20 protein-coding genes and 1 tRNA gene are annotated in these 19,992 nt (G+C 57.5%); 8 read left to right on the forward strand and 13 right to left on the reverse strand.

The window, feature by feature from the left end; translation table 11 throughout:
* Positions 1–31 precede the first annotated feature (31 nt).
* The 4 genes from F3G95_RS02780 to F3G95_RS02795 all read right to left on the reverse strand — a co-directional run bounded on the left by F3G95_RS02780 (position 32) and on the right by F3G95_RS02795 (position 3,931).
* Positions 32–1,012 carry a diacylglycerol kinase family protein gene (locus tag F3G95_RS02780; protein WP_149793728.1) on the reverse strand — a complete coding sequence of 327 codons (981 nt, stop codon included), beginning with the start codon at positions 1,010–1,012 and terminating at the stop codon, positions 32–34.
* A 68-nt stretch (positions 1,013–1,080) separates the two neighbouring features.
* Complete coding sequence (locus tag F3G95_RS02785) at positions 1,081–3,384, reverse strand: ATP-dependent Clp protease ATP-binding subunit (RefSeq protein ID WP_149793729.1); 2,304 nt, start codon at positions 3,382–3,384, stop codon at positions 1,081–1,083.
* 153 nt (positions 3,385–3,537) lie between these two features.
* Positions 3,538–3,611, reverse strand: a tRNA-Gln gene (locus tag F3G95_RS02790).
* Between the two features lie 128 nt (positions 3,612–3,739).
* On the reverse strand, positions 3,740–3,931 hold the full coding sequence (locus F3G95_RS02795) for a helix-turn-helix transcriptional regulator (RefSeq protein WP_279240230.1): 192 nt from the start codon (positions 3,929–3,931) through the stop codon (positions 3,740–3,742).
* Between the two features lie 177 nt (positions 3,932–4,108).
* Between F3G95_RS02795 and F3G95_RS02800 the strand changes: the two genes are divergently transcribed.
* The 7 genes from F3G95_RS02800 (at position 4,109) to F3G95_RS02830 (ending at position 10,258) form a co-directional block, all read left to right on the forward strand.
* Positions 4,109–5,056 carry a hypothetical protein gene (locus F3G95_RS02800; protein ID WP_149793731.1) on the forward strand — a complete coding sequence of 316 codons (948 nt, stop codon included), beginning with the start codon at positions 4,109–4,111 and terminating at the stop codon, positions 5,054–5,056.
* Positions 5,057–5,197: 141 nt separating this feature from the next.
* A complete protein-coding gene (locus F3G95_RS02805) occupies positions 5,198–5,482 on the forward strand; it encodes a DUF2508 domain-containing protein (RefSeq protein ID WP_149793732.1) in 285 nt (94 codons plus the stop codon).
* 114 nt (positions 5,483–5,596) lie between these two features.
* Positions 5,597–5,743 (forward strand): six-cysteine ranthipeptide SCIFF, encoded by a 147-nt coding sequence (gene scfA, locus F3G95_RS02810; protein ID WP_015563834.1) that lies wholly within the window; start codon positions 5,597–5,599, stop codon positions 5,741–5,743.
* A gap of 69 nt (positions 5,744–5,812) precedes the next feature.
* A complete protein-coding gene (gene scfB / locus F3G95_RS02815) occupies positions 5,813–7,264 on the forward strand; it encodes a thioether cross-link-forming SCIFF peptide maturase (RefSeq protein WP_149793733.1) in 1,452 nt (483 codons plus the stop codon).
* Between the two features lie 4 nt (positions 7,265–7,268).
* Positions 7,269–8,684: an amino acid decarboxylase gene (locus tag F3G95_RS02820; protein WP_149793734.1), complete on the forward strand. Its 1,416-nt coding sequence runs from the start codon at positions 7,269–7,271 to the stop codon at positions 8,682–8,684.
* Between the two features lie 301 nt (positions 8,685–8,985).
* Positions 8,986–10,116 carry a sodium ion-translocating decarboxylase subunit beta gene (locus F3G95_RS02825; protein WP_149793735.1) on the forward strand — a complete coding sequence of 377 codons (1,131 nt, stop codon included), beginning with the start codon at positions 8,986–8,988 and terminating at the stop codon, positions 10,114–10,116.
* Positions 10,117–10,129: 13 nt separating this feature from the next.
* Positions 10,130–10,258, forward strand: coding sequence for an oxaloacetate decarboxylase (locus F3G95_RS02830; protein WP_149793736.1), 129 nt, complete (start codon positions 10,130–10,132; stop codon positions 10,256–10,258).
* Positions 10,259–10,386: 128 nt separating this feature from the next.
* On the opposite strand, the gene F3G95_RS02835 is transcribed toward F3G95_RS02830, so the two are convergent.
* The 8 genes from F3G95_RS02835 to F3G95_RS02870 all read right to left on the reverse strand — a co-directional run bounded on the left by F3G95_RS02835 (position 10,387) and on the right by F3G95_RS02870 (position 17,041).
* Positions 10,387–11,289: a hypothetical protein gene (locus tag F3G95_RS02835; RefSeq protein ID WP_149793737.1), complete on the reverse strand. Its 903-nt coding sequence runs from the start codon at positions 11,287–11,289 to the stop codon at positions 10,387–10,389.
* A 13-nt stretch (positions 11,290–11,302) separates the two neighbouring features.
* The gene (locus F3G95_RS02840) at positions 11,303–12,949 is read right to left on the reverse strand and encodes an ABC transporter ATP-binding protein (RefSeq protein ID WP_149793738.1); all 1,647 of its coding nucleotides are present in this window, start codon (positions 12,947–12,949) and stop codon (positions 11,303–11,305) included.
* On the reverse strand, positions 12,933–14,675 hold the full coding sequence (locus tag F3G95_RS02845; RefSeq protein WP_149793739.1) for an ABC transporter ATP-binding protein: 1,743 nt from the start codon (positions 14,673–14,675) through the stop codon (positions 12,933–12,935). The genes F3G95_RS02840 and F3G95_RS02845 overlap by 17 nt, the downstream gene beginning before the upstream one ends.
* Before the next feature lie 384 nt (positions 14,676–15,059).
* Entirely contained in the window at positions 15,060–15,530 is a 471-nt protein-coding gene (locus tag F3G95_RS02850) for an Hsp20/alpha crystallin family protein (RefSeq protein ID WP_149793740.1), read from the reverse strand.
* A 197-nt stretch (positions 15,531–15,727) separates the two neighbouring features.
* On the reverse strand, positions 15,728–16,093 hold the full coding sequence (locus tag F3G95_RS13935) for a hypothetical protein (protein ID WP_243130252.1): 366 nt from the start codon (positions 16,091–16,093) through the stop codon (positions 15,728–15,730).
* A 60-nt stretch (positions 16,094–16,153) separates the two neighbouring features.
* Entirely contained in the window at positions 16,154–16,423 is a 270-nt protein-coding gene (locus F3G95_RS02860; protein ID WP_243130253.1) for a type II toxin-antitoxin system PemK/MazF family toxin, read from the reverse strand.
* Positions 16,314–16,844 (reverse strand): DUF6551 family protein, encoded by a 531-nt coding sequence (locus F3G95_RS02865; RefSeq protein ID WP_243130254.1) that lies wholly within the window; start codon positions 16,842–16,844, stop codon positions 16,314–16,316. The genes F3G95_RS02860 and F3G95_RS02865 overlap by 110 nt, the downstream gene beginning before the upstream one ends.
* Positions 16,841–17,041 carry a hypothetical protein gene (locus F3G95_RS02870; RefSeq protein ID WP_149793741.1) on the reverse strand — a complete coding sequence of 67 codons (201 nt, stop codon included), beginning with the start codon at positions 17,039–17,041 and terminating at the stop codon, positions 16,841–16,843. Before F3G95_RS02870 ends, F3G95_RS02865 begins: the two co-directional genes overlap by 4 nt.
* Before the next feature lie 1,206 nt (positions 17,042–18,247).
* On the opposite strand from F3G95_RS02870, the gene F3G95_RS02890 reads away from it, so the two are divergent.
* On the forward strand, positions 18,248–19,423 hold the full coding sequence (locus F3G95_RS02890) for an IS110 family transposase (RefSeq protein ID WP_117527650.1): 1,176 nt from the start codon (positions 18,248–18,250) through the stop codon (positions 19,421–19,423).
* A gap of 219 nt (positions 19,424–19,642) precedes the next feature.
* Here F3G95_RS02890 and F3G95_RS02895 read toward each other — a convergent pair whose 3' ends face one another.
* Positions 19,643–19,981 carry a (deoxy)nucleoside triphosphate pyrophosphohydrolase gene (locus F3G95_RS02895; RefSeq protein ID WP_149793742.1) on the reverse strand — a complete coding sequence of 113 codons (339 nt, stop codon included), beginning with the start codon at positions 19,979–19,981 and terminating at the stop codon, positions 19,643–19,645.
* Between the last annotated feature and the right edge of the window lie 11 nt (positions 19,982–19,992).

Here is a 19,992-nt window from a genome sequence, read left to right on the forward strand (position 1 = left end):
AAACGTGCAGGACGCTTCTTATCCTTTCATTTTACACGTTGGCCCGCTGGGCCATGAACCGCTCATAGGCCGGTTTGGGCAGCAGGACGCGCCCGGCCAGCGGCTTGAGCTGGGCGGTGATGGCGTCGCAGGGAGCGCACTCGCCGTCGGCAGTCGCCACGATAGGGCCGCGTCCGTCTGCCGGGCGCAGGGAGACGCACTTTGCCCGGCGGTAGATGAAGTAGGGCTTCGCCTGTTCCGTCAGCTCACCGTTCCGGAAGTGCCTGCCGCTCTTGTACATTCCCAGCAGGCGGGCGATCGTCAGGCGGCTCACCCTGCGGATGATGAAAACGTCCAGCCAGCCGTCGTCGGGCTGCGCCTCGGGAGCCGCATAAAAGCCGCCTCCATAGGTACGGCCATTGCAGACGGCACACATCAGGCAGTCCACCGTCAGCTCCTCGCCGTCGATGGTGAAGGTCACGTTCCGTCCGATGTGGCCGCAGAGCTGCTTGACGATGGAGAGTGCATAGGCCATCTCGCCGCCGCAGAACGGGATGCGCCGGAACTGCGGGATGCCGTAAGCCACCTGTGCATCGAGTCCGGCGGCGCAGATGGTCGCCGAAAGGCCGAGGTCGGTCTGCATCAGATCAATGTCCACCTCGCCGCCCGCCAGCTGGGCGTCGAGGTCATTGAACTCTTCCCGCGTGCCGTAGGTGCGCAGAAAATCATTGCCGCTGCCAAAGGGCAGACACCCCACTGCCGCGAGGCTGCACCCCTGCGCCCCTGTCAGCGCTTCGTTGAAGGTGCCGTCGCCGCCCGCTGTCCAGATGCGCACCGGCTCACCGTCGGCCTGCGCGGTGTGCGCCGCCTCAGCGGCCAGCTCCCGGGCATGGCCTGCGTACCGGGTCACAACGACCTTCCGTTTTTCCGGCGGGATGCCCGCCCGCTGGGCTGCGGCCCGGATGGCCGGGGCAAGCTCGGCAGTGCAGTCCCGCTTGCCTGCGGTGGGGTTGAGCAAAAACAGATAGCGCATTCGGCTTCCTCCTCTGGTGGTTCCTGCCCTCTATCATAGCGGAAAACCAGAGCAGATGCAAGAGCTTTTCAGCCGACACCCGCCGTCTGCGTCTCCTGCACCACGATCGTGCCGTCCTCGGTGCAGTCTGCCGTCCAGTGCTGTCCGAGGCTCACACTGCCGGAGGCGATCTGGTCGGCAAAAGCCTGCTCCACGGCCCGGTCTACCTGTCGGCGCAGCTCGCGCGCGCCATAGGGCGAATGTGCTTTTGCCGCCAGCGCCGGGCCGACCCGGGCCGTGTGGGTCAACTGATAGCCGCTGCGGGCAGCACGCTCTTCCAGCTGGCCCAGCAGCTTTTCGGCGATGGAGCAGAGGCTCTGCTCCTCCAGCGGGCGGAAGACGATGAGCTCATCCAGACGGCCCACCAGCTCCGGCCGGAACCATTTCTTCGCCTCGGCAACGGCGGCTTCCGACTGCTTTTCAAAGGCGGCTTCGCTTCCCGCCCCGAAGCCCAGCGGTGCGCTCTGCCCGGCAAGGAATCGTGCGCCGAGGTTGGAGGTCAGCAGGACGATGGTATTGCGGAAATCCGCCTTGCGGCCCATGGAGTCGGTCAGCTGGCCATCCTCGAGCATCTGCAGGAGCACATTCTGAATATCCGGGTGCGCCTTTTCGATTTCGTCAAAGAGCACCACGCTGTAGGGTCGGCGGCGGACGGCCTCGGTGAGCTGACCGCCCTCGTCGTGGCCCAGATAGCCCGGAGGCGCACCCAGCAGACGCGCCACGGTGTGCTGCTCCTGATACTCCGACATATCGAATTTGAGCAGGGCCTTCTCGCTGCCGAACCAGCTCTCCGCCAGAGCCTTTGCCAGCGCGGTCTTGCCGACACCGGTAGGCCCGAGGAAGAGCATCGCACCGATCGGCCGGCCCGGCTCCCCCAGCCCGGTGCGGCTGCGCCGGATAGCCCCGGCCACGGCGGCGACAGCCCGGCTCTGGCCCACGACTTCGGCGTTCAGGCGCTCTTCGAGGCGGGCCAGACGTTCCCGCTCCTTTTCGCCCACCCGCTCAGCTGGCACGCCGCTGGCCTGCGCCACCACCCGGGCAATTTCCTTCCGGCTGAGGACGGGGTCTTTCTCCCCTTCCCGCTCGGCCCGGATGCGCACTGCCGCGCAGGCTTCGTCCACGAGGTCGATGGCCTTATCCGGCAGACAGCGCCCCGGCAGATACCGCACCGAGAGCTCCACGGCCTCCCGCAGGGCTTCGTTGGGCAGGCGGACGCCGTGATACCGCTCGTAGCGGGGTGCCAGACCTTCCAGTATATCCACAGCCTGCTTCGGCGTGGGCTCTTCGATTTGGACGCGGCCAAAGCGGCGCTCGAGGGCGGCGTCCTTCTGGATGTGGGTGCGGAACTCCTGATTCGTCGTCGCGCCGATGAGCTGCAGTTCGCCCCGGGCCAGCACCGGCTTTAAGATGCTGGCCGCGTCGATCGCCCCCTCTGCCGCACCGGCGCCGACGATGGTGTGGAACTCATCCACGAAGAGGATGGCGCTGCCGTCCCGGACGAGTTCTTCCAGCAGGTTCTTGAACCGCTCTTCGAAGTCGCCGCGGTACTTCGTACCAGCCACGAGGCTGGCCATGTCCAGCGCCAGCAGACGCCGCCCCTGGAGCATCCGGGGTACCTGCTTGTCGGCGATGCGCTGGGCAAGCCCTTCGGCCAGCGCGGTCTTGCCCACGCCCGGTTCCCCCACAAGGCAGGGGTTGTTCTTCTGGCGGCGGCATAAGATCTCTACCATCCGGTCCAGCTCTTTTTCCCGGCAGAACACCGGGTCCAGCTCGCCGTCCGCCGCCCGGCGGGTCAAATCGCGGCAGTATTTGTCGCTGGCCCGGCTCCCCCGCGGCAGCGACGACGCCGAGCGCGGCTGGATCGGCAGGATGAACTGCCCTGAAAGCTGGCGGCACTCCCGCACCGCCTCGGTGAGCTGGACGCCCATGGATGCCAGCATGACCCCGGCGGCGCAGTCGGTATCTTCCAGCATGGCGCAGAGCAGATGCTCCGGCTCGGCCCGGCTCAGGTGGGCGTTCTGCGCCCCGATGATGGCGTAGTCCATTGCCCGGCGCAGGTCCGCCGCCATATCGCCCCGGGCAAGCCTGGTGACCGAACCATCCCGCCCGGCGGACAGCTGACGCCGCACTTCCAGCTCCGAGATGTTCTTCCCGGCCAGAAAGCGGGCCGCCGGGCCGCCGTCCGCTTGCAGCATCGCCCACAGCAGGTGGCCGGTGTCTGCCTTTTTGCAGCCCAGCCCTCCGGCCAGCTCCACCGCCTTATCCAGCAGCTGCCCCGCCTCCCGGGAGAAGCCCTTATATCGTCCTTTGCCGAATGCGTCCCAAATGCTCATTTGCCTGGCTCCTATCTTCCGTATTGCCCTGTTGCATCAAGAAACAGTATAGCCCCGGCAGGCGAGAAAAAATCAGAGCTTTGTGTCGCACCGGCCCAAAAACGCACCGAGAGATAAAACAAAAAAGCCATCTGAACGAATCAGATGGCTTTCTGGTTGGGGATGAGAGAATCGAACTCCCACAAGTAGAGTCAGAGTCTACCGCACTACCACTATGCAAATCCCCAATATCCTGTTGTGTTTCGCGGCGGCGAGCCGGTCAACGTGTGCTATTATAGCCGCCTTTGCGCGTTTTGTCAAGCAGATTTTTGAAAAAAGTTGTACTTTTTTAGAAATCCGCGAAAATCCGTCAAGTTTATTTTTCAATGTCCGAAGTTCCCTCTTCCAGATAGATGGCGACGTCTTCGATTTTGCAGTCTAAAATCTTGCAGAGCTGGTCAATGGTATAGGTGTTGACATTATGATTGTTTCGCAGTCGGTTCAGCTGTCCAGCGCTGAAGTGATAATCCTTCAGCAGTTTATACTGGGAGATACCACGCATTTTCATTGTTTTCCAAAGAGGTTCAAACGAAATCACGGACAGTCCCACTCCCAACAAATTAGATTATATCTATAATAGAATGGTAAAGGATTGCCCGAATATTGACAATTATCCATATGTGGAGTATTATTTTAATATGGCCCGAAAGTGGACAATATCAGAGGTAAAAAGGATGGTGTCACAATGAATGCTGCGGCAATCAAAGAACATCTCAGTATGTTAATGGACCTGGAAAAGGAGATCTATACTCAAAATCAAGTTATTGCATCGTTGGAATACAAGCTTTCAGGATTACCAGATTATCGTCAGTACGTAAAACCGGTTTATCAGCAAGCTTCTCCGCACTACTACGACGACACCGCAGCTAATGTTGCCTTTTTATGTCTACCTGGAGCTGTATTGTTGTTTGTGCTTGGGTTGCTCCTGTATGATTTCAGGGGATTTTTCTGGGAAATAGCCCTTCTCGCATTCATTGTCGGAATCATTGCTTTTTTCATTAGTCGATTAAACGCCTCGGACGCTCAGCATAGTGCCGATGTAGAATCAAAAAAGCGTTATGATGCCGCATTAAAGGCATACAATCTGTCTGTCGAACAAGATCGACTCCGTGTAGAAAGAGAGCGTCCTAAAAAGCTGCTTCTTCAAGGCCAGCTCAAAACTTTGAAGGATGCACACAAAAAGACTGTGGATACTTTGAACAAGCTATACAACAAGGGCGTTATCCATAAAAAATATTGGGGTCTCGTCCCTATCTGTTCCCTGTATGGCTACTTCGATACCGGCGTATGCACTCAGTTGGAAGGCCATGAGGGTGCATACAACAAATATGACACTGAATGCCGTCTGGATAGAATCATCTCGAAATTGGATCAGGTTATCCAGCGCTTGGATGAGATCAAAGAGCTCCAACAGGATCTTTATGATGCCATCGAAGAATCCAACTGCAAGGTTGGTCAGCTTATCCGCAACTCTGAGCGTATATCTGACCAGTTGAGCGGCATTCAGTCGCAAGGCGCTGAGCTGAACGCCCGCATTGCTAACCTGCAAACCACTTCCGACATCAATCTCTATGTGAATGCCTGCGCAAAGCGTGAGCTCGAGTACATGAACCGCGCCAACCGCATCTTCTGATAACTTCCAGCATACGCCGTCTCCCGCCCCCGGAGGCGGCGTTTTCTTTGTGCCAACCTCAGAACCGGCATTTTCTGCACGTTCCGCACCATACAATAAGGTGTACCTGATTTTCTACTTGTTAATAAAGGAGGACGCCTTATGCTGCAAACCCCATCCAAGACCACCCAGACTCTGCTTTCGCCCCGCATCCCCCGCGACAACGAGCACGAGCGCTACCACCCCGAGCTGGAAGAAGAGCTGAAAGAGTGCCTGTTCTGCCTGCAGCGGAACGCGATGATGTTCGACCTCGAGGTGGACTCCGACCTCATCGAGCAGCGCATCTACGAGCGGCAGGCGCTTTTGTGCCGCTACCGCTACCTGCTCTCCCGCGCCCGGGAGCTGGGACTGCATACCATCCTGAAAAAGTATCAGCCGCTGGGATAAAAACCTACCCGCGAAATCTTGACAGAATCCGCACATCGTGTTATCATACATAAAGATAACACTGTATACAGAGAGCTGTATGCAAAACTTTGGAGCTTAGAGAGGTTTTCAACTATGGAACGTATTAAGACTATCGCTACTCGTGACCTGACCAAGAGCGTCGTGACCGGCGGCTGCGGCGAGTGCCAGACTTCTTGCCAGTCTGCCTGCAAGACCTCCTGCGGCGTCGCAAACCAGAAGTGCGAGAACAGCAATAAGTAATCATTGCAGACCCTATGCCGCCTTTGCAGGGCGGCATTTTTTTATGGCAATTATAGATTGGAGAATGAAATGGTACATCAGTATCAACTGAACGGATATAACATCGTGCTGGACAGCTGCAGCGGCTCGGTCCACGTCGTGGACGACGTGGCTTACGACGTCATTGCGATGTACAAAGAGCACTCTGCCGACGAGATCGTGGCCGCCATGCTGGCAAAGTATGCCGACCGCCCCGACGTCACCGAGGCCGACCTGCGCCAGTGCCTCGAGGATGTGGCCTCTCTGGAAGCCGCCGGCAAGCTTTGGGCTCCCGACGTCTACAAAGACATGGCCTTCGACTTCAAGAACCGCCAGACCGTGGTCAAGGCGCTCTGCCTCCACGTCGCCCACACCTGCAACCTCAACTGCTCCTACTGCTTCGCCTCGCAGGGCCGCTATCAGGGCGACCGCGCCCTGATGAGCTTCGAGGTGGGCAAGCGGGCTATGGACTTCCTCATCGAGAACTCCGGCACCCGCCGCAACCTCGAGGTCGATTTCTTCGGCGGCGAGCCTCTGATGAACTTCGACATGGTCAAAAAGCTCGTCGCCTACTGCCGCGAGCAGGAGAAGATCCACAACAAGAACTTCCGCTTCACCATGACCACCAACGGTATGCTCATCGACGATGATGTCATCGACTTCTGCAACAAGGAGTGCCACAATGTCGTGCTGAGCCTCGATGGCCGCAAGGAAGTCCATGACCGCTTCCGCAAGGACTACGCAGGCCACGGCAGCTATGACGCCATCGTGCCGAAGTTCCAGGAGTTCGTGAAAAAGCGCGGCGACAAGAACTATTACATGCGCGGCACCTACACCCACTACAACACCGACTTCACCAACGACATCTTCCACATGGCCGACCTCGGCTTCACGGAGCTGAGCATGGAACCGGTCGTCACCAAGCCCACCGACCCCAGCGCCCTCACCGCCGAGGACCTGCCCATCCTGAAGGAGCAGTACGAGATCCTCGCCAAGGAGATGATAAAGCGCGACCGCGAGGGCCGCGGCTTCACCTTCTACCATTACATGATCGACCTCACCGGCGGCCCCTGCATCTACAAGCGCATCTCCGGCTGCGGCTCCGGCACCGAGTACATGGCCGTCACCCCCTGGGGCGACCTCTACCCCTGCCACCAGTTCGTCGGCGACCCCAAGTACCTGATGGGCGACATCTGGAAGGGCGTCACCAACACCGCCGTGCGGGATGAGTTCAAGCACTGCAACGCCTACGCCCGCCCCGAGTGCAAGGACTGCTGGGCCAAGCTCTACTGCTCCGGCGGCTGTGCAGCCAACGCCTACCACGCCACCGGCAGCATCACCGGCGTCTACGAGTACGGCTGTGAGCTGTTTAAGAAGCGTGTCGAGTGCGCCATCATGATAAAAGTTGCTGAGAACCAGGAGCTGGCAGCTCAGGGCATCGAAGTTCCCATCGAGCTGGGCGGCACCTGCAACGCCTGCGCAGACGGCGAAGCCTGCGAATAAAGCCATGAACACTCCTGTCGTCGATTTTGTCCGTCGCTACGCCCGGCAGCGCACCACCCGGATGCATATGCCGGGCCACAAGGGCCGCGGCCCGCTGGGCTGTGAAGAGCTTGACATCACCGAAATTGCGGGCGCAGACGAGCTGTACGAAGCCGAGGGCATCATCGCTCAGAGCGAGGCCAACGCGACGCAGCTCTTCGGCACCGCCCGCACCTATTACAGCACCGAGGGCAGCAGCCAGTGCATCCGGGCCATGCTCCACCTTGCGCTCCAAATGCGGCCCGCAAAGGCAGGTCGGCCTGTCCTGCTGGCGGCGCGGAACGCCCACAAGGCCCTGCTTTACGCGGCGGCTCTGCTGGACTTCGACATCCAGTGGCTCTGGCCTGCGCCGGACGCCGCCGGGGCGCTCTGCACCTGCCCTGTGGAGCCGGAGGCGCTCTCTTCTGCGCTGGACGAGCTGGCCGCCGAGGGCCGCACGCCCTTCGGCGTCTACCTCACCAGCCCGGACTATCTGGGCTTCGTGCAGGATGTCGCGGGGCTGTCGGCGGTCTGCCACGCCCACGGTCTGCCCCTTCTGGTGGACAACGCTCACGGCGCCTATCTCCACTTTTTGAAGGAGGGCAGCCGCCACCCCATCCAGCTGGGCGCGGACCTCTGCTGTGACTCGGCCCACAAGACCCTGCCTGTCCTCACGGGCGGTGCCTATCTGCACCTTGGTTCGTCCGTGCAGGCCGATGAGGCCGCGGTGCGCAATGCGCTGGCTCTCTTCGGCTCCACCAGCCCCTCTTATCTCATTTTACAGTCGCTGGACGCCGCCAACGCGGTTCTGGCCGACGGCTTCCGGGAGAAGCTGGACGTTTGCCGCTGGCGGCTGGGGATGCTCTGCCGGGAGCTGGATGCCCTCCGGCCCGGGCTGGCGCTCCCCCTCACCGGGGCGCACCGTGAACCCCTCAAGCTGACGCTGGACGCCGCCGCGCTGGGGCTTTCCGGCCAGCAGCTGGCGCAGGCTCTGCGGGAGCGGGGTGTGGAGTGCGAGTATGCCGACCCCCGTTACGTCGTGCTGATGCCTTCCGCCGAGAGTTCTGCGGCAGAGTTTGCCTGCCTGCAAACGGCCCTGCACGCCATCTGCGATGAGGCCCCTGCTGCCGATGTTTCCGTTGCGGCTGACGATCCTGCCGCTTTCGCGGCATTGGCCGGGGCGCTCGAAGCACAGCCCCGCCGTTTCACCATCCGGGAAGCTGTCCTTGCACCGCAGGAGATGATCCCTGCCGCCGAGGCTGTGGGCCGCATCTGCGCCGCACCGGCGGTCTCCTGCCCGCCTGCCATCCCCATCGTGGTCAGCGGCGAGACGGTTCCGCCGGAGGCCCTCCCCCTCTTTGCCCGCTATGGCATCGAGAAGGCGGCCGTTGTAAAAGAATAAAGTGCAAAAAGCATTTTCGTACTCTTCAGCCTCTTTTTTCACTCTATATTCAGAGTTCCCCCTAAGATTCAGCTAAAAGTCCCGCACATTTCTTGACAGGCTTCGCATATTCTGGTTTAATAGAATTGGATAAAAGGGAGTAGAGGGCGCTCCACCTTATGGGAGCGCTGCATGGCAGCGTCAACACGGCAGAAATGCCCGATGTCATGTGTTCGCTTGAGACTTTTGTCACAGTAATTGGTGCTGTGGCGGAAGTCTCTTTTTTCGTCATTGCACCGCAGATTTCAAAGGAGGCAATGACATGGATTTCTGGAATGCATTCGCCAGTCTCTTTTCCAATTTCGGGAACCTGACCTGGCAGATGGTGGTGATGTGGGGCATCGGCGCCCTGCTCATCTACCTCGCCATCGCAAAAAAGATGGAGCCGAGCCTGCTTCTCCCCATGGGCTTCGGAGCCATCCTCGTCAACCTGCCCTTATCGGGCGCTATCACGCAGGGCGACACCGTCGGCCCCATTTCGGCTCTGTTTGAGGCCGGGATGTCCAACGAGCTGTTCCCCCTGCTGCTCTTCATCGGCATCGGTGCAATGATCGACTTCGGCCCGCTGCTCGAGAAGCCGTGGCTGATGCTCTTCGGCGCAGCGGCGCAGTTCGGCATCTTCTTCACCCTCTTCCTCGCGGGCTTCTTCTTCGATTTGAAGGACGCCGCTTCCATCGCCGTCATCGGCGCGGCAGACGGCCCCACGGCCATCTTCGTGGCCAACGTCCTGCACTCCCAGTACCTTGGTGCCATCATGGTGGCGGCCTACAGCTACATGGCGCTGGTCCCCATCGTGCAGCCGCCGGTCATCAAGCTGCTGACCACCCAGAAGGAGCGCCGCATCCGGATGCCCTACCAGAAGGGCAGTGTCAGCCAGCTGACCAAGATCTTGTTCCCCATCGTCGTGACCATCATCGCCGGGCTCGTGGCTCCGGCCAGCGTAGCACTGGTGGGCTTTCTGATGTTCGGCAACCTGCTGCGGGAGTGCGGTGTGCTGAACACCCTGAGTGAAACGGCGCAGAACGTCCTCGCAAACCTCATCACCATCGTGCTGGGCCTGACCGTGGCCGGCCAGATGACCGCCGACAAGTTCGTGCGGCCCGACACTCTGCTCATCCTTGCACTGGGCCTCGTGGCCTTTGTGTTTGACACCGCCGGCGGTGTGCTGTTCGCAAAGCTGACGAACCTCTTCCTCCCGGAGAGCAAAAAGCTCAACCCCATGATCGGCGCAGCCGGCATCTCGGCCTTCCCCATGAGCGGCCGTGTCGTCAACAAGCTGGGCCTCGAGGAGGACAACCAGAATTTCCTGCTGATGTACTCCATCAGTGTCAACGTCTCGGGCCAGATAGCCTCTGTCATCGCCGGCGGACTGCTGCTGACCCTGCTGAGCTAAAGGAGGGACTGATATGCTGCATCTTACTTCGTGGATGACGACTCTGCCCATCATGGTCATCGGGATGGTGAGCATCGTGCTGATCATCGGCGTCATCGTGCTGGCTGTGATGTTTTTGAATAAGCTGACGAGCCGGAAATAACTGCAAAGGGCTGCTGTACCGTGTTGTACAGCAGCCCTTGTTTTATTTATCAGCCCACGCCTTTCCGATAGCCGCTCCTGGCGTTCTGCCCGGTGTCATCCGGCTCGACGCAACCGTCGTGCGGTTCCTCAGAACAGGTCGAGCATATTGTCCAGATAGATGGCTTCCCGGACATGCAGCTGGTATTCCGGTTTTGTCATGTAGTAGAGCAGAAATTCCAGTACCAGCGCACTGCCCAGGCCCCGGCCCTCGATCTTGAAGTTGGAAAATCCCATCGGCATATAGACATCCTGAATGTCCCTGATGCCGATAAACCCCGGATTTTCCATCGCCTTCGAGAAGCGGTAGCCTTCCTCCGCACCCGGTGCGGTACAGATGTGTTCGGGGCAGGCTTCGCCGAGATTTTTTCGGCTGACATTCTCATAGCAGCACTTTCTGTCCCGGCATCCGACCCAGCAGCACTCGTTGCAGAGAAATTCCACTTTGTCTTTCTGCGCCTGCGGCAGACTGTCCAGCTCTCCAAAGGCTTTGTTCAGCCGGAAGTCCGGCACCACATAGCGGAACTCTTCCCGGGCCGTCTCCGCCCGGAGCTGCTGAAACTCTGTCAGCACCTTGGTCGTGGAGGACACGAAATAAAGCTGCGGATAGTGCGTTTTCAGGTAGTCCAGCAGCAGCTCCGAGTGGACGATGACGCCGCTCTGTACCGGGTTTTCCTGCTCAAACAGGGCGCAGAGAGCGTTGCACTTTTTATCCGAAAGGTGTTCCTCCCGGAGGAGCGAGTTGCTGAAGGTCAGCCGCGCCGAGATGCCGTATTCCCGCGTCAGGGCAAGGACTTCTTTGGGGTCATGCTCCCCGAAGCCAGCCCGTCCACCGCCCCAGACGCAGTCGGCCGGTGCGCCGTAGATGGAGCCGATGTCGCACCAGTCATAAAAGTATTCTCTGTGCGCCCGGAACAGGGGCAGGAACTCCCGGTACAGCTCGTAGAACTCGAACAGTCCGGGCAGATGATAGTAAGCTTTTTCTTGTTTCATTTTTCACTTTTTCTTATGCGTTTTGCGTCCTGACCTCTACCGTCCGGCCGCCGAGGTTCTCATAGATGCGGTGGGAGACGGAGAGCACCGTGCGTCCTTCGGACGCGCGGCGAAGCGCTTCGAGGACACGGGCCTCGGTCTCAGCATCGAGGTTGGCCGTTATCTCGTCCAGCAGCAGCACGGCAGGGTCTGCCGCTGCGGCGCGGGCGATGGACAGAAGCTGCCACTCGCCCTGCGAAAACATCCCGTCAGTACACACCGTATCATAGCCGTTCGGCAGGGTCTGGATGGCGGCATCCAGACCGGCAAGCTTCGCGGCATTCCTTGCCATCTCTTCGGTGATGCCGGGGTCGCCCAGCGTGATCTGTTCCAGCACCGTACCCGGCACACGGGCAAAATGCTGTTCCACACAGCTGATGCAGATGCGGCGTCTGGCGTCCGTGATGTCCGCCACGTCAACGCCGCCGATGGTCACCGACCCGGCTTCCGGGTGATAAAGTCCCAGCAGCAGCTTGAAGACTGTGCTCTTTCCGGCACCCGTCCGGCCCACCAGCGTCACCTGCTCGCCCTGCTTGACGGTCATGGAAAAATCGTTCAAGACGTGCTTTTCGCCGTAACCGAAGGTCACATGAGAGAGCACCACATCGCCCCGGGCAGAGGTCTCCCGCTCCTTGGGGATGGTGCGTTCCGGCTGGTCAAGGAAGGCGTCGATGCGCTTGACGCCCGCCATTGCCGACTGGATGGTCTGTATCTCCATGCCAAGGCTCTCGATGGGCGCAAAGATGCGGGAAATGTAGTTGATGACGGCCACCGAGGTGCCGACCGACATCCCGAACAACGTCAGGACAGCCGCATTGCCGGAAGCCGAGAGGAGCATGACGATGCCGACCACGGCGGCATTCAGCACCAGCACGACGGGCGAATAGATCGCGTCGTAAAAATTCGTCCGCTCCATTGCGGCATAGCTTTCGCCGATGCACCGGTCATAGCGGCGCTCCATGTAGTCTTCCAGACCCAGAGCCCGGATGGTGCGGATGTTGTGCAGTGTTTCCGGGACCTGGCCGGACACAGCGGCGACCGCCCGGCGGTTATCCAGCTGAGCTGCCAGCATCCGCGTCTGCACATGGCGGGTGAACACGGCGAACAGCGGCAGCACCAGCAGCAAAATCAGCGCAAGGCCGGGATTCTTCACGGCGATGACCGCCATGATGGAGAGGATGCGGCAGGCGTCTGCCACCATGCTGATGATGCCGGAGGTGAACAGCGCCTCCACCGTATCCACATCGCCCGAGAAGCGCGCGGCCACCTCGCCGGGGTTCTGCCCTGCCAGTGTGCTGGCGGGAAGCTTGGTCAGCTTCCGGGACATTTCAGAGCGCAGGGCGTGGGTCATTTTCTGGCCGAAGAGCACCAGCAGGCTCTCCTGCGCCGAGGAGAGCATCCCTTCCAGCGCCAGACTGCCGAAATAAAGAAGCACCGCAGGGAACGTCAGCGGAAGCCCGGCCGTCAGCCCGTCGATGATGCGGGCCAGCAGCAGCGGCGGCACCAGAGACGCCGCCACCGATGCCGCCGCACACAGGACGGTCCCCGCTGTGAGAAGGCGGTGGGTCACGGCGGCCATCCGGATAGCCTCAAACACACCATTTTTACGCCTGCTCTCCATGCTGTTTCCCTCCTGTCTGGCTTTCGTACAGCTGGCGGTAGACCGGGGCCGATGCCATCAGCTCCTCATGGGTGCCGACAGTGGTCTTTCCGCCATCCATAAAGACGATCTTCTGCATCTGCGGGAAGTGGTACAGGCGGTGCGAGATGAGGAAGACGACCTTATCCCTGGCATATTCCTGCAGGTCGGCAAAGACCGTATCCTCCGTGTCCCGGTCAAGGGCCGAGAACGGGTCGTCGAGGATGAGGACAGGGCGCGGATGGGCCAGCGTCCGGGCCAGCGCCAGACGCTGGGCCTGTCCGCCGGAAAGACGGGTGCCGCTGCTGCCGATGACGGTATCGAGGCCGTTCTCCATCGCCAGCACCTCGCCTTCCAGCGCAGCAGCGGCGAGATAGGGCATGGCGTCCCGCTTGCTGCCGCAGAGGACATTGTTCTGCACCGTGTCGGCGCTCAGCTCCGGGTCGTGGCCCAGATAGCCGACGGTGGCCGAAATCTGACGCGGAGCCAGAGCGGAGAACTCCTTTCTGCCAAACTGCGCCGAGCCTTCATAGGGGGCCTCGCAGAGGAAGACCCGGCCAAAGGTAGATTTGCCGCAGGCCACCGGGCCGGTGACTCCGATGATGTCGCCGGGATGGGCTGTCAGACTCAGACCCGAAAAGATGAGGGTGTCGCCGTAGGCGAAGGAGAGGTTCCTGAGGGTCACATCTTCTGCCGCCGGGACATCCAGTGCGTCCAGCTGCTCCGGCGACTTCATCAGAGGTTTGATGCGCTTCCAGGAGACTTCGGCCTTCTGCACCGAGTTGAAGAGCTTGGCCACCTTGGAGGATTTGACCACCAGCTTGGTGAAGCAGGAGAGGAAGGTGGTAAAAGCCGCGATGTCCCACACACGCCAGCCGGTGCCGAGGACATTCTTTGCGCCGAACCACAAAATGAACAGTACGCCTGCCTCTGACGCCGCCAGATAGAGCGGCGGCAGGGCCGACTGCCACACGTTGTTCTTCACTGCCGTCTTTTCGTAGGTATTCAGTGCCTCTTCGTACCGCTCCACACGGGCGTCTTCGCAGCCGTAGATGCGGTAAGTCACGGCGTTCCGGGCGCGGTCGAGGGTGGCGGCACTCAGTGCGCCCGCCGCCTTTTTGTAGGCCGCACCGGCCTGCTGGACCGGCTTTTTCATCCATGCCGCGCAGACGTAGGAGAAGGGCGTGAACAGCAGGCTCAGCAGAGCCAGCCGCCAGTCGTACACCAGCAGCATGACCACATGACCCGCCAGCGCCACGCCGGTATCGAAGACTTCGGTGGTGAACTTGCGCATACCTTCCACGCAGTCGTCCACATCGGAGATGGCCTTGGTCATCAGCTCACCGGCGCCCTCTTTTTCCAGCGAAGCCCGGCTCTGGCGCACCAGATTGGCGTAGAGGATGCCCTTCATCCGGCGGTTGATGTTGTTGGCAAAGCGGCGGACATAAAAGCGCTTGATGAACCGCGACGCCTGCACCAACAGGGTGACGAGGATATAGGCCAGAACCAGCAGCGCCATTTGGGCCGCTGTTTCGCTGCCGCTCAGGATGTCCGCCAGGCACTGGGCCAGACGGCCCTCGAACCACGGGGTGGCCAGCAGGCCGATGTTATAGATGAGGCCCGACAGGGTCACGAAGGCCAGCGGGAGCCACTCGGCCCGGAAATAAGAGAATATCCGGTCCGGGCGGAAGTTCTTCTCATTTTTCATCGGTAATATCCATAGACAGCCTCCGGGTCTTATCTCAAAAAGATGTATCTGCATCGTTGTATGTATAACAATCATAGTACAAAACCACTCTTTGTCAAGAGCGGCAGCGGATTCTTTCGTCTTCTCGCCAAAGTCGGCGACCATGGGATGAAAATGCAGATCGTAAAGATGGAATGGAGGTTTTGATATGAAGTATCTGAGAATACCGTGGGGAATGCGGGCGATGAAGGAGCCGGGCCTGACCCCCTGCCCTATGCCATCCGGATCACACCATGCTTTTCCCTGCCGAAAAGATGCCGGAACGCAAAAAGCCCCCGGAGAGCCTTTGGGCAGCTCTCCGGGGGCAAGTCCTATGCACCGGTATTTTACACCGGTACATAACAGTTATTCAATTTCGATCAGGTTCGGGTTCACAGGCAGAGCCTTCTGCTGCTGAGATGCGGGCAGCGTGACGTGCAGGATGCCATCCTCGAACTTTGCGTGGATGTCCTCCTTCTTCACGGCGTCGCCCACATAGAAGCTGCGGGCGCAGGTGCCAGAGAAGGTCTCGCGGCGCAGGTAGCGGCCCTCTTTATCCTTCTCGTCATTGCTGTGGCTGCGGACGGCCTGAATGGTCAGGTAGCCGTCGTTCAGCTCCATCTGAACGTCTTCCTTCTTGCAGCCGGGCAGGTCAACGGCAACGTCATAGCTGCCGTCGGCGGTCTGCTTCACATCGGTCTTCATCATGTTTGCACCGCGCTTGCCGAAGGTCTCACGCTCTTCACGGTTCATCGCACGCTCCAGCGCACCATCGTTCCAGAACGGGTCAAAGAAATCATCGAACAGGTTTTCATGGAAAATAGTCGGCATAAACATAAATCATTCCTCCAATCCCGGCGTTCGGGTCGGGTAAAAAATTTATGAGATGTGCATCAGGAGCGGAGTCTTCCCGGGAGCCTTGCGGCTCCCTCATGCCCCTCTCCCCTGAGCACGGCCTAGTTATAGCACATATTTTTAGCACTGTCAAGTACAGAGTGCTAAAATTCACAAAAGAATAATACTTTGATAAGATTTCATGCAATCTTTTCGGAAATCAGTCGTATCATCGTTTTTATGCAGCAAAGGCGCCGGATACAGCAGTTCTTTGGGCACCATTGGCCTGATGAAAGCCGTGGACACCTTCGACTCCACCCGCCGGGCGCGCTTCTCCACTTATGCCAGCCGGGTTTCTGGTGTTCCTTGGGCTTATAGGTGCCCTTGGTGGTATCAATGACCGCCTGATACAGTTCCAGCTTCTGCCATGTGGGGCAGTTCAGCCGCTCGATTTTTTCGATCACATCGTTGGCGTGGGCGGTTGCGACACGCTTGCCCAACTCTTCCCAGCCTTCCTCGGTTTTGGGGTAATGCACCACCACTTCAATGGGGGCACTCTTTCGCATGGCTCACTCACCTCCGGTCACATCGCCATCACCTCATTCTTACGGATCACGGGTTGTCCGCTATTCGCTGCGGCTCCCGGCGAGAAGGTTCAACGCCAGGCTGACCAGCAAAGCCATATCAATGCGGAGCATTTCAGCCTTGCTGGCATAGCCCATAAAGCGTTCGATGCGGGATTTATCGATCGTGAAGATCTGCTCCAGAAGAATCATGGACGGTTCTTCAAAGGCCGGGTTGGAATCCACCAGCACATGGGTGGGCTGTTTTTTCTTCTTTTCCGTCCGAGTGGTAACAGTTGCAACGATCAATGTAGGCAAATTCCACACCGGCATTCGACGTGATCCCCACAAAGTAAAGTGCATCCGGGTTTTCGGCCACCAGATTTGCACGAAGGCGTTCGCCCGCCGTCAGGCAGGTAGCATTGCCGGTCTGAATCGCAAACAGCGTTGCTTCGTCTTCTTTGGTAAGGCCGCAGAAGACTTTGCAGCGGATGGGCAATTCCATACCACCGTTGCAGGTTCGACGTGCTTCTACCGTGTTCTGCCCATCAAAGATGTAGAAGCGCCCATCCCGGTAGCTGACCTTCGGCTCGTTCGCGATGTACTCCGAGAAGTTTTCCGCGATCTGCGAAACCTTCTCCATCCGTAGCATACGCTGATATTCAATACACGGGATCAGCAGCGCACTGTTCACCATCTGATAGGCAAACTTGCATTCAGGCAAAGCACTGAGGTTTAAATTTGAATTCATCATAATTTCTCCTCCTTTACGGTTTTCAGGATGCGGTAGCGGGTGTGCCCATCCAGAATGTAGCCATTCCATGTGATGATGGGATTCAGAAGACGACCCTCGGCAATGATGTTCTGCTCAAGCTGCTGTTCTTCCTCAAACTGCAGCGGCGGAATTTTGCTTTGGAACTCCGGGTCAATTTTAAGCTGGCTCAGTTTCACGTCGGTTCTCCTTTCCGGTCATTTTCGATTTACGGACAATGGGCTGAACGTAGTAGTCAAACCCATATCGTGTCTGGCAATACGTGCAGACATCCTTGACGAGCTGCCTGGGGTCGGCTCTGCGAAGCCGGACGCCCTTTGCGTCCAAAAATGCCCCTCGGCAGACGGCGCACAAAGTTGTCAGGGTGGATTCATCCACCTTTTTTGTGGTCTTGCGATTCATTTGCGTACTCCTTTTCGCTGATATATAAAAACGCCGTCCGTGGTTACCCTCGAACGGCGTTTGGAAAAGGTTTTGTATGGTTTCTCTTAATTTACCCCCGGCACCCCTGAGAAAGGGAAACAATCAGGCGTTGGATTTGCACCACTCCATTGGCCTCTCGGCCACCCCGTCTTCTTTATGACCGGGCCGCGAATTACGGAAGTATCATTATCTGGAAGTACCTGAAGCTGCATATTCAATTTTCAAGGTCCGCCCGGCTGCGGCTCCCGCTCCCTTTCGGAGGTGGGCCGCTGCCGTGACAATAGTGTATCGTACTTTCGAGCAAAAGTTTATGGACTCGTAGTCCAAGTCACCCACCCTCTTAGTCCGTATATTGTATACAACAGTCCCAAAAAGCAAAAAAATCCCGCCCGAAAAGCAAAACCTTCGCTTTGCCCTCAGACGGGATGTCTTTCGACACGACTGTTAGCTAAATCAACCAATAAAGGCCTCCGAATCTCTTTCTTATTAGGAAAAGATTCGGAGGCCTCTGTTTTACGATTTTTTCGGAATAGCGGCTTTCACCAACAGCATCATGGGACGGCCCAGTTCATCTTTCATTCCGGGAATCCTCAGCATCTCTGCAGAGGTTCGTTGTCATATTCGCTGGTATGGAGTGGTTTCACTGGCTGCATTGAACTTCTGATAACATCCAAAATAGTCTGATCCGCCGGGAGCCACGGAACGGAATCAAACTCCTCCTCGTATTATAAAAGAGTAGTATTTATAGACCGCTCTCCAGCGGTATGCTACACTGTATGGGATGCTGTGGATTGGTGAACACCTCCTACCGCAAAGACGGTTTGACGAAGGCTCCAACCACAGCTTCTTTGTTGAAATGTTAATCAGTTAGATACCGCCAGACGGTTTATTTAGAACGAGGTTACAAGAGCAAAGAAGTCTGTGGTCCTAAGCAGCATTGAATAATATAACGGAGGTATAAAATGGTCTGTGTCGGAATTGATGTTGCCAAAGATAAGCATGACTGTTGCATTCTCGATTCGGAAGGAACGACCCTTGTCGATTGCTTTACCATTCCCAACAACATGGATGGTTTCAAAAGTCTGCTACAAACAATCCAAGACTGTTCTCAAAAATCAGACAAAATAAAAGTAGGGCTTGAGGCTACCGGACATTATAGCTACAACATCCGTGGGTTTCTTCTTGACAATGATCTGCCCGTCTATGTCATGAATCCCTTGCATACCAACCTGTATCGAAAGAGCCTCAGTCTTCGCAAAACTAAAACCGATCGTGTGGATGCAAAAACGATTGCAACTATGCTGTTGTCCGATGTAGACCTCAAGTCCTACACAGATACAGCATATCACAACGAAGAACTAAAGTCACTCACGAGATACCGATTTGATAAAGTTCAGGAACGCGCTAAACTAAAGCAGTCGGTGTCCAGATTGGTTACAATCCTGTTTCCGGAATTGGAACAGCTTGTTTCGTCTATCCACGGCACTTCAATCTACGCACTTCTCAGTGAGTATCCCGGTGCAAAGCAGATTTCAGAAGCTCATCTGACCAGATTAGCTAATATTCTCGTGAAAACATCCAGAGGCCATTACCGAAAAGATAAAGCTACTCATATCCGAGATGCAGCCAGAACATCCATTGGTTCTGTTATGCCTGCTAAGTCTTTGGAATTAAAGCACACCATTAAGCTCATTCAAGAACTTACCTCCGAAATCAATGAAATTGAAGATGCCATTCGGAAAATCATGGATGAATTGAAACCGCCGATCCTTTCGATTCCCGGAATGGGATTTCATTCTGCTGCGATGATTCTTGCAGAGGTAGGGGATTTTTCGAATTTTAACTCTCCTGACAAAGTTTTGGCTTATGCTGGATGTTCTCCCTCCACATACCAGTCAGGAAAACTCACAAACTGCTATGCACACATGGAAAAGCGTGGCTCTCGTTATCTTCGATACGCTCTTTACACTGCAACCAAATACGTCTGCTACTGGAATCCTGTTTTTACTGAATACCTTACCAAAAAGCAAGCTGAAGGCAAGCACTACAATGTTGCCCTATCTCATGCCACAAAGAAACTCGTACGACTGATTTACGCTTTGCAGAAGTCCGGTAAAGCATATCTTGCCGTCACTTGATTTTCTCCAGAGCCTGAGTTAAACCTAAGAACAACTTAGCTGGCGCAGCGAACCCTTGACAAACCGAAGCATTCAAATGCTATTCTGTTTTTGCGAGGGTTGGCTGGGCTTGCTTTGCTGTTCTCTCCGTCACCCTCGCTACTCCAAGGCCAGCATTTGAATGATGTTTGTCATGGGCAGCGGATGGTTGGCGGATTTTTTCATTTTAGGGCTTGACTTTTAATAGTTAGTCTTCGTCAGCCACCGCGCAGCTTCCGCTTCTTTCAGAACAAGATCGCCGGAAACCACTTCACACCAGAAGCAGTCCATGGAAAGATGAAACGCCGGATAATCGTACTCGATTGTCCCAATTAACTCCTCCACGGTGATTTCCGTGTCCAGTTCTTCTTCGATTTCCCGCTTCAGAGCCTTCTGCGGGGTTTCGCCCGGCTCGATTTTGCCGCCCGGAAACTCCCACTGGCCTTTATAGTCGCCATAACCGCGGGCGGTAGCGTAGATTTTGCGCTTTTCCTGCATGGAGTCGCAAATCACAGCGGCCACAACACGAATCGTTTTCATAACGCTCTCCT

Origin of the sequence: Faecalibacterium sp. Marseille-P9312, assembly GCF_902497445.1 — a bacterium.
In the GTDB taxonomy this organism is placed as follows: domain Bacteria; phylum Bacillota; class Clostridia; order Oscillospirales; family Ruminococcaceae; genus Faecalibacterium; species Faecalibacterium longum.